The organism is Hyphomicrobium sp. (genome assembly GCF_035687085.1).
Taxonomy (GTDB): domain Bacteria; phylum Pseudomonadota; class Alphaproteobacteria; order Rhizobiales; family Hyphomicrobiaceae; genus Hyphomicrobium_B.
Genome location: NZ_DASRYS010000006.1, coordinates 286125 through 294250, shown reverse-complemented (window position 1 = coordinate 294250; position 8126 = coordinate 286125). Strand labels below are relative to the sequence as shown.

Here is an 8126-nt window from a genome sequence, read left to right as displayed (position 1 = left end):
AATATCGGAGGTTCCAAACGCCGCTAGAAGAACCGGCTGAGAAACGCGGCAGCCTCATCCGAAACCCCGACGATCTTGTTCGTCGCTTGGCGATAGAATTTGAAGTTCAGCTCAGTCTCGGGCTCACCATCGTCCCAGTCGGTAAACGGCTTAAGCTGGTTTCGTCCCAACGGCCGCTTCGCGAATGCCGTCACTCTAATCGAGACACTGACGCGCGGTGTTTGCCGGGCGACGCCATCCTTCTTGGCAATCGCCTCGGCGGACGTGACGACCCCGCGCGCGATGAGGCCAGGGCCGCCTTCGTTTTCGCTGGCAAATACAAAAATTGTATCGCCTTCTCGGACGTGCTTTCCGCCATACATCGTCTTCTGCGCAGCGAACGCGAAAGTCTTCGCTCGCACGTCACAAACTGCGGCTTTGATCGCGTAAGCCATCTTCCCCCCGGCCGAGCCCCAGATTATCGCGGAGACATATGGTAGGCGATGACGAGCAGGCTTGTCAGAATTGAGGAGAAGAAGCCGGCGAAAGCGCCGATCCAGAACGGCAATGGCTCGTGAACGAGGACGGAAAGTTGAAAGCCAGCGAGGCTGCCGGCAAACGATGCAATTACGGCAAACAGCAAAACCGTCAGAGGCAACGCCTCTTCGAACTCACCAACACCGATCCCGAGTTCGACCAGCGTATTGCGCGTCACCGCTCCCGCCACCGTGCCTGACAGCCCCGAGAGAACCGCGAGGAGTGCATTGGGGTTCATCGAATTCCCGAATACCATGCCCGCTAGCGCACCGATGACCGTGCCGACCACAATGATAACGAGCAGGCTTATGATGGTGATGCCGTACAACACCCTACCTCATTGGCAATCGCGCCCAACTCCAGCAAACCCGGCTTGACAGGAGCTATGAGCGGCAAAACAAACTGTAAAAACGCGCAGTAAAGTTTGAGACGGAAGTACGTTTACATTGTTTATCCATCCGGATGCGCAGGCTCTCTCCGCGCATTCAAACCCGACAAATCGGAAATAATCGCAATACGCTGAATGCCGTCGAAGCGCTTCCTGGCGGAATTGACCAAGTTCATAAAAGCGGCAGCGAAGAAATTTCGCACCCCGACTTCCCTGATGGTCCAAAAATAACCTGCGAACATCGCCAGAGGCGACGGCTCCCATCTAACACCGGAACCTGCGCCTTTGATTGTCGAAACAAACTCCCGCTGTTGCCTCACAACGGCAGGAAATACGCCATAGATTTTCAAATTCTGCTGCCATGCAAATCGATTATCGATGTCTATAGGCCTGACACGCGGCATGACTGCTAACCTTTTGCGTGCGCCCCTATTCGATAGAGCGTAAGCTACAGTATTGGCCGGCGCCCACGTATACCTCACCACCGAGTGCTCAGATCCGATGCTGCACACACGGATCACCGATTTCTTTCCGGCCGAACAAAAATAAAGATAGTCCCAGTTGTCCGGCAGAGCAGCGATCGCCGTCTTTGCTATGCTCACGAAGCCTGGCTGAAGCTCAGCATCGTCCTCGAGAATGATTGCAAAAGGCAGCGCCCGGGCGACGACAGCTTGCGCCGCCAAAAGATGACTAGCAAAGCAACCGATGGCGCCCTGACCCATCTTGCAATCGGCCGGAAATTCACTCTTCAGCCAGTCCGGTAAATTGCGGCCGTCGACGGCAGGAATTCGCTCGAAAGCAAAGCCCAAGCTCGCGGCTTGCTCCGTAATGAACGCCAAACGGTCCGCTGAGCGATCGAGGTTGATCAAGAAAATCTGCGGTTCAGGTATTGACGTTGGGTCCAATTCGACGCCCTCCAAACCGCTTTATGAAGCTTGTGAGCACTTTATGCAGGGCGTTTTGCCCGTCAACACTTCCTCTCTCTACTGATCATCAGAATGCTGAATTGAACGTGGGGAAATCAATTATCGTTTGCGTTGGGACAGCCGACCAAGGCCGATTGCCCCGAATAAGCGATTGGCCGCACAACGCATTTGTTCCAATGGGCCCAGCCAAGTTGGGCCGCTGTGCTTTAGTCACACTTTACGAAAAGTTATGTTCACGCCGAGTTGCGAGTCGATAAAAGAACGGGGCCCGGCTCGGGGGGAAGCCGAGCCCCTGCTGTCGAAGCGGCGCTTTGGTGGGTGAGGGACGGCGCTCGCTTCTGGCGAGCGGATCAGCCTAACGTGAGAGACCAAGTGACGATAGGAACATGGACCCGCTCAGCAAAGCATTCTTGCCCCCGTTGAGCCGCAGGTGCCACTCAGCCCGGAGGTCTAGGGACGTGATCCATGCGCTAAGCCGCATGGCCTATTGCCCAAGAAGAAGGACGGCCCACGTAAGGCAGCGCTGCTGCAGATTTCGAAGGGAAACGGAAATCCGGCGAGAATTCGCGTCTATCGAACTCAGGCGTTCCTCGCTTGAGCAGAAAAAATCGTGAGCCTATGCGTCGAGTATCTCTGAAAGTCTTGATTGCAGCGGCGATCTCGCTCGTCGCGCTGCTCCTCACAGTCGCCATCTCGTATGTCATCGGTCGCGATGCCGTCAGCAGGCTCGAGCAGGAGATCGGACAGTCCCTGGCGCTGCTCGCTGACGAAATGCAAGACAAACTCGACCGGGCGATGTTTGAGCGGCTTCAATCGCTCGACAACATGGCAGCGATCGGCAAAATCCTGCAGAAGACGGACACGCCCGAAGCCTTGCGCGCATCCCTTGAGCGATTTCAAGGTGCGTACCCCGACTATTCCTGGATCGGATTTGCCGATCTCAATGGAAAGATCTTGAGCGCCACGCACGGCGAATACGAGGGGCGCCACGTCAACGACCAGCTTTGGTTCAAGCAAGGACTGAGAGAGCCCTACGTCGGAGACGTCAAGATCCCGGCTGGAACAATGCTCACGCAGCCTTCTCGCGACGGCCACACGGCATCCGACTTTATCGATCTCGCAGTCCCGATATCCGAAGCAGATTCAAACTTCGGTGTGCTCGGAGCAACGCTTAGCGCCGAATGGGCGGAGGAAATGCGCAGTACGCTTCTCGGCAGCATGCAAGCCGCCATACCCGCCGACGTCATCGTTCTCAACGAAGCACACCAAGTGCTGTTCGGCCCCGATGACATCACGGGAAAGACGTTGGACCTTCCAAGCATACGCGCCGCGAGGCCGGGCAATGCGAGCTTTGCCGTTGAGCAGTGGCCAGACCACGCCTCTTATGTCACGGGCTTCTCCAAAAGTGATGGCTACCGGTCCTATCCCGGCCTTCGCTGGATTGTCCTCGTGCGCGAAGATCAAAGGCTTGCATTTGCGCCCGTGCGCAGCCTGCAAATGAATATTCTGGTATGCGGCGCGATCGTTGCAGCGCTTGCTGCCCTGCTGGCATGGATACTCGCAGGCAAGCTCTCGCAGCCCTTGCTTCAGCTTGCCGATACCGCAGAGGGACTGCGCCGCGGCCAAAACCTGGAATTTCCCCAGGTCGGCGGCTACGAGGAAGCACGCATCCTGTCAAAATCCCTGCGCTCGCTCGTGAAAGAACTCGATGCGCAGCGGACATCGCTCGCCGCTGCGAACCAGTCTTTGGAAAGTCAGGTTCGTGAACGAACGCAGCGCCTCGCGGAACAGAATATCGGCCTTGAGCGCGCAAAGGCCGAAGCCGAGCTTGCGACTGAGGCCAAATCACGCTTCCTCGCCGCCGCGAGCCACGACCTGAGGCAGCCCCTCCACGCCTTGACTTTGTTCGCCCGCGCGCTCGCCCGTCGCGTCAATGGGCAAGAGGCAACGACGCTCGTCGCCCAAATGGAAGAAGGCCTGCGAGGACTGAAGGGCATGTTCGATGCGCTCCTCAATGTCTCGCGACTGGATGCCAAACTCATCGAGCCGTCAAAGACGTTCGTATCCGTTGACGAAATCATCGAGAGAATTTCGGTCGGATCGAAGATCGAAGCCGAGCACAATGGCTTGAAGTTTCGAAGTCGTTCGCGCGACTGGATACTCGAAACCGATGCGGCTCTGCTTGAAACCATCATCCGCAATCTTGTCTCGAACGCGCTGAAGTTCACGAAGCACGGCGGCGTCATCCTCGCCGTGCGCGATCGGGGCGGCGAGCGCGTGATCGACGTCTTCGACACAGGCCCGGGCCTCCCCATCGAACAACGCGAAAGAATATTCGAAGAATTCTCACGCGCTGATCAACGTGCCTATGGCGTCAACGATGGCCTGGGGCTCGGCCTTTCCATCGCTCGCCGGTATGCCGAGCTTCTCGGCATGAAGATCGTTGTCACGTCACGCACAGGGCGGGGTTCACGCTTCACCATCGTGCTGCCCCAAAGTGCTATGGCGGGGCTAACAAGCCGGCCTGTTCCTGCATCGAAACCGGCCACGCAAATTTACGGCACGCGGATCCTTGTCATCGATGATGACCCGCTCATCGTTGCAGCTTTGGTGCGAGATCTCGAAGACCGCGGCAATCTCGCGTTCGGCTTCCAGTCGGCCGGTGAGGCCGAGACAGCACTGGACGAGGATCTCGCCATAGACGCTGCGGTTTTGGATTTCGATCTCAGAGACAGGGAAACAGGTCTCGAATTCATCAAACGCATAGCAGCTAAACTGAACACGTATATTCCGGCCGTTATTCTGTCAGGCGGCACTGATTCTGCTACGTTGGCGATATTGGCGAAGTCCGGCAGGCCGTGGCTTACGAAGCCTGCGGATCCCGAACTCATTGCCGCGACGCTCAGTGCACTTCTTAATGCACAAAAAAACGCGACAATGGGTTCGCCCGCCAGCCAAGGAGCCAACGCAAGTGCCAGCTAATTTGAGCGCAAAGCTATTGGGAGATACGATGCCAGTCTCGCAGCGTGATACAGTCCTGGTCGCCGATGACCACGGCCTCTACCGGTCGGGTTTCGGCTTTCTTCTCCGTGATCGTATGGGTTTTCGCTCCGTCATCGAGGCGTCCTCGTTCGACACCGCGCTCGATCGCCTCGCCGAGACGCCAAACGTAGAACTCGCACTCTTCGACTTGGCTATGCCTGGAATAACAGGGCCCGAGGGCCTGCGCGTCGTCAAAGACACCTATCCAGCCATACGCGTTGCCATCGTCTCAGGATCGGAAGAGCGCAACGATGTTGTCAAAGCCGTGGCCATGGGGTTGAACGGCTATGTGCCGAAGTCGCTGGCCGATGACGAGATCGTCGGTGCTCTGCGTGACATTCTGGATGGACGCGTTTTCGTGCCCCGCTTTATGACCTCCGGAAACGGAGCATTTCAAAATGCACGGGCAGCAGCATACGAAGCACCGGCCGCAAAAGGGGACCCCGGCGGAGGAGCCGTAAACAAAGCCATTTCACCGCGCCAGCGCGATGTCCTGGATTGTGTCCGCCGGGGCCTTTCGAACAAAGAGATCGCGCGTGAGCTGGATATCGCCGAAGGCACGGTGAAGATCCATCTTGCGGCCCTCTTCTCCCATTTCGGCGCTCGCAACCGCACCGAACTCGCGACGCGGAGTTAGGCTCCGCGTCTTCAACCTACCGCCGGCCCCAGATTGTGAATGAGCCATTGATGCAGAATGTCCGGATCGAACGGCTTACCCACGATCGGGAACGGCGACGAATGCCAAGCAAGCTCCATGTGCCCCGTGGTCACGATGGTGGGAACCGGATGACCGATGGATGCGGCGAGCGCGAGGGCATCGCGGATACCGCGCATCTCTCCATTGATTTCTATGTCCGTGATAATCCCGCAAACCTTCGTCAACCGCGTGCCGAGCGTCTGGACCGCTTCCCGGCACGACCGGGCTGCAATACAGGAATAACCCCAGTCGTCGATGAGCATCGTGAGCGCCATGGACGAGCGATAATCATCTTCGATGACGACGATCAATGGGCGCGCCGCAGGCTGCCCCGCCGGCGCCAGCGAAGCACAGCCGGTTGCCGCAAGGGGTATTCCGGACATCAGGCGGCCTCCTGGTTCTGCGAATTCCCGCCCAGGATATGAGGCCTTTTTTACCTTACGACCTAGTCAGCGGGAGGCCCTAGGCTTGTCGGTCTAGTCGACGGCACCGTTCGTCACGAGCGCAAATTGGAGTATTCAGAGTAAGCCGCGGACGTCGCGCCGGGGCCTAAGCCGGCCTCGGCAGAGCCTTGTCGGCAACACGCTCGTCGCCAAACCCCTCAGGATCTTATGCATGACAGATGCAATCACGACGGCTGGCAAACGCGCCCGCTGGTACAGTCCCCGCTCGATAGGCCGTTCGCTGATCTTGCGGCCTCGCGTGGTTGCGGCGGCTATCATCGGCGTGGTCGCGATATTACTGCTGCCCTCATCGCTACACCCCGCCGTCCGCGAGGCGATCGCATGGTGCCTGAGCGGGATTACATACCTCGCTCTATCCTTCCGCTTGATGAGCCAATGTCATTCCGACACCATCCGAACGCGCGCCGCACGCCAGGACGATAGCGGCGTCGTCATTCTCGTGCTGGTTCTTCTCGCAATCGTCTCGAGCTTCACCGCGATCTTCGGCTTGCTCGCTGTCGCCAAGGGAGCAACCAACGAGGGCAAGCTCTTCATTGCGGGCCTCACCGCGACCACCATCGTCATCTCCTGGCTGGTGACGCAGGTGACGTTTACGTTCCACTATGCGCACGAGTACTATTCGCCTCGCCAGTTCCCTAAGAAGGGCGAAAAGCCCATCTATCCCCTGGCTTTCCCCAATGACACCACGCCCGATTACTGGGACTTCTTCTACTTCTCGACCTCGTTTGGCGCCGCATCGCAAACATCCGACGTCTCGATCAACAGCAAAGAGATCCGGCGTCTCACAATCCTCCACGCCGTCGTGTCTTTCTTCTTCAACACGATGGTGCTCGCGCTGACGATCAACCTTGCCGCCAGCATGGTCTGAGCGGGCAAAAGCACCTGACGACAGTTTGGTGGGAAGATGCAGCCTAGCGTTTCTCGACGAAGACCGTGCCCGCCGAATAGCCCGCACCGAACGAGCAGATGAGACCAATGTCGCCACGCGCGAGGTCAGCGCTCGCCGTGTGGAAAGCGATGATCGAGCCCGCCGAGCTCGTGTTCGCAAACGTGTCGAGAATAATGACGTTCTCGCTGGCTGCAGGCTCGCGCTCCAGGACCTTCCGCCCGATCATCTCATTCATGTTGATGTTCGCCTGATGCAGCCAGAGCCGCTTCAGAGCCCGATGGTCAATGCCGATATCGCGCGCATGCTCGATGATCATTTCGATGACCATCGGCACGACCTCGCGATAGACCTTGCGGCCTTCCTGCACGAAGAGCTTGTCCGGCGCGCCGATCCCTTCCGGCGCGCAGCGGTTTAAGAAGCCGAAGTTGTTGCGGATGTTGTTTGAGAACTGCGTCTTGAGGCGCGTGCCCAGAATGTTCCAACCCTGCGGCGCCAGCTCCGCATCGGTGAGAATAATAGCCGTCGCGACATCGCCGAAGATAAAATGGCTGTCGCGATCCCGGAAGTTGAGGTGGCCCGAGCAGATCTCGGGATTGACCACCAGCACCGCTTTGACCGATCCGCCGGAAATGAAATCGCTTGCGGTCTTTATGCCGAAGGTTGCCGACGAGCAGGCGACATTCATGTCAAAAGCGAAGCCGCCAATCCCGAGCGCATTCTGAACTTCGATCGCAATCGCCGGATACGGGCGCTGCATGTTCGACGCGGCGCAGATCACCGCGCCAATGTCGCCGATATCGCCGCCCCAGTTGTTGATGGCGTCCCGAGCGGCGTGAACCGCAATCTCCGCCAGAACCGACAGAGCCTCATCCGGCCGCTCGGGGATGATGGGGCGCATCACCGCCGGATCGAGGATGCCTGCCCTGTCGATGACGTGGCGCGACTTAATGCCGGACGCCTTCTCGATGAACTCCGCCGACGACGGCAGCAGCGGCGCAAGATCTCCTGCCGCGATCGCGGCAGCATTGGCCGCGTTGAACTCGCCCACGAAGGTATTGAAGGCCGAAACGAGTTCCTCGTTCGAAATGCTATCGGGCGGCACGTAAATGCCGGTTGCGGCGATGACGGGTTGAGGCACGAGCGTTCCCAATTTCGATTATTCCAGCGGATCAATCTTGGCCTGCACGATCAGCGCCGGCGTTTT

General features: G+C 58.3%; 8 protein-coding genes. 3 read left to right on the top strand and 5 right to left on the bottom strand.

All coding sequences use genetic code 11. The features are described 5' to 3' along the window. Positions 1–23: 23 nt before the first annotated feature. From VFG26_RS06610 to VFG26_RS06600, 3 genes are all read right to left on the bottom strand, one after another. The gene (locus VFG26_RS06610; protein ID WP_325023482.1) at positions 24–434 is read right to left on the bottom strand and encodes a hypothetical protein; all 411 of its coding nucleotides are present in this window, start codon (positions 432–434) and stop codon (positions 24–26) included. A 23-nt stretch (positions 435–457) separates the two neighbouring features. Further along, on the bottom strand, positions 458–844 hold the full coding sequence (locus tag VFG26_RS06605) for a hypothetical protein (protein ID WP_325023480.1): 387 nt from the start codon (positions 842–844) through the stop codon (positions 458–460). Between the two features lie 122 nt (positions 845–966). Continuing rightward, positions 967–1773: a glycosyltransferase family 25 protein gene (locus VFG26_RS06600; protein WP_325023477.1), complete on the bottom strand. Its 807-nt coding sequence runs from the start codon at positions 1771–1773 to the stop codon at positions 967–969. 675 nt (positions 1774–2448) lie between these two features. On the opposite strand from VFG26_RS06600, the gene VFG26_RS06595 reads away from it, so the two are divergent. Together VFG26_RS06595 and VFG26_RS06590 are read left to right on the top strand one after the other, a co-directional pair. Further along, positions 2449–4812, top strand: coding sequence for an ATP-binding protein (locus VFG26_RS06595; RefSeq protein WP_325023475.1), 2364 nt, complete (start codon positions 2449–2451; stop codon positions 4810–4812). Between the two features lie 28 nt (positions 4813–4840). Then, the gene (locus tag VFG26_RS06590) at positions 4841–5509 is read left to right on the top strand and encodes a response regulator transcription factor (RefSeq protein ID WP_325023472.1); all 669 of its coding nucleotides are present in this window, start codon (positions 4841–4843) and stop codon (positions 5507–5509) included. 11 nt (positions 5510–5520) lie between these two features. On the opposite strand, the gene VFG26_RS06585 is transcribed toward VFG26_RS06590, so the two are convergent. Continuing rightward, entirely contained in the window at positions 5521–5952 is a 432-nt protein-coding gene (locus VFG26_RS06585; RefSeq protein WP_325023470.1) for a response regulator, read from the bottom strand. Between the two features lie 232 nt (positions 5953–6184). On the opposite strand from VFG26_RS06585, the gene VFG26_RS06580 reads away from it, so the two are divergent. Continuing rightward, positions 6185–6901 carry a DUF1345 domain-containing protein gene (locus VFG26_RS06580; RefSeq protein WP_325023468.1) on the top strand — a complete coding sequence of 239 codons (717 nt, stop codon included), beginning with the start codon at positions 6185–6187 and terminating at the stop codon, positions 6899–6901. Positions 6902–6944: 43 nt separating this feature from the next. On the opposite strand, the gene VFG26_RS06575 is transcribed toward VFG26_RS06580, so the two are convergent. After that, positions 6945–8060: a beta-ketoacyl-ACP synthase III gene (locus VFG26_RS06575; RefSeq protein ID WP_325023466.1), complete on the bottom strand. Its 1116-nt coding sequence runs from the start codon at positions 8058–8060 to the stop codon at positions 6945–6947. Between the last annotated feature and the right edge of the window lie 66 nt (positions 8061–8126).

Bases quoted from the DNA above. Each gene is read 5' to 3' on its own strand.
- VFG26_RS06610 (WP_325023482.1), bottom strand. From the start codon at position 434: ATGGCTTACGCGATCAAAGCCGCAGTTTGTGACGTGCGAGCGAAGACT.
- VFG26_RS06595 (WP_325023475.1), top strand. From the start codon at position 2,449: ATGCGTCGAGTATCTCTGAAAGTCTTGATTGCAGCGGCGATCTCGCTC.
- VFG26_RS06590 (WP_325023472.1), top strand. From the start codon at position 4,841: ATGCCAGTCTCGCAGCGTGATACAGTCCTGGTCGCCGATGACCACGGC.
- VFG26_RS06585 (WP_325023470.1), bottom strand. From the start codon at position 5,952: ATGTCCGGAATACCCCTTGCGGCAACCGGCTGTGCTTCGCTGGCGCCG.
- VFG26_RS06580 (WP_325023468.1), top strand. From the start codon at position 6,185: ATGACAGATGCAATCACGACGGCTGGCAAACGCGCCCGCTGGTACAGT.